The 841-nt window shown below is 34.8% G+C and carries 1 protein-coding gene; it reads right to left on the minus strand.

The features are described from left to right. Nucleotides 1-153: 153 nt before the first annotated feature. Nucleotides 154-618, minus strand: a complete 465-nt coding sequence (locus HMPREF2954_RS06905) for a type IV pilin protein (RefSeq protein WP_045072218.1) — start codon at nt 616-618, stop codon at nt 154-156. Nucleotides 619-841 lie beyond the last annotated feature (223 nt).

Consider the following 841-nt stretch of genomic DNA (forward strand, 5'->3'; position numbering starts at 1 on the left):
TTAGGGGATTTTGGGGAATTTTGCAAAGGTCTCAGGTCGTCTGAAAAAAGTTTTCAGACGACCTTTTATATATAACTAGTAGCTCATACTCTACTTAATTAATATCAGTTAAATGGGTATACAAACCATTCAGTAATAGCCGCACAAACTCTCTTAAAGCCGATATACAGAACAGTTTTTATCTGCACCAGAAAAATAGTTTTTCGTAACATCATCACAAGAACTAGCACTACTCTCACAAATAAAAGTCGTTAGAGATTCATTAATCTTTATTACCCTAGGTTCTTTATTCTTATCTAATGCAACTGCTTTTAAAGTAAATTTCCCATCTAACGCGCCTCTAGCAAGCCCATGAGGATAAATACAAAAGTTTTCTAAACTCCGAGAGTTAGGCAAATCAGGCCACGCTGTAGAAGTTTTCTTGAAACTACCATTCTGCTGATAAAATCGTTCCATAAACTGAGCACTCTCAACAAGCGCTGCCAGAGCCTGACGTATTTCAGAGTCTCTAATATATTTTTGATAACTTGGATAAGCTATTGAAGTTAAAATCCCAATTATTGCAATTACAAAGATTAATTGAGTAAGAGAATACCCTTTACAATTTTCTTTATTCATCATTTATTACCTATTAATAATTTCATCACCCAATTTCAATATATATCCTTTCATAATAAGATCTTTTGGGTTTACAACACTTACTTTCAGACCAACTAAAGCCGCCCATATTTTCTTCCGAGCAGAATAGAAGCCTACATCTCAAACTCCTTGTCCTAATGCTTCCGGTTAATTTACTTTTGAATAGTATTTTTAGCTTTTGGGTTGGCAGGTGCGGGAGCGA

Source organism: Neisseria sp. HMSC067H09 (assembly GCF_001814135.1).
GTDB lineage: Bacteria > Pseudomonadota > Gammaproteobacteria > Burkholderiales > Neisseriaceae > Neisseria.

What these genes read in the sequence shown, in the direction of transcription:
- HMPREF2954_RS06905 (WP_045072218.1), bottom strand. Translation starts at nt 618, where the DNA reads ATGAATAAAGAAAATTGTAAAGGGTATTCTCTTACTCAATTAATCTTT.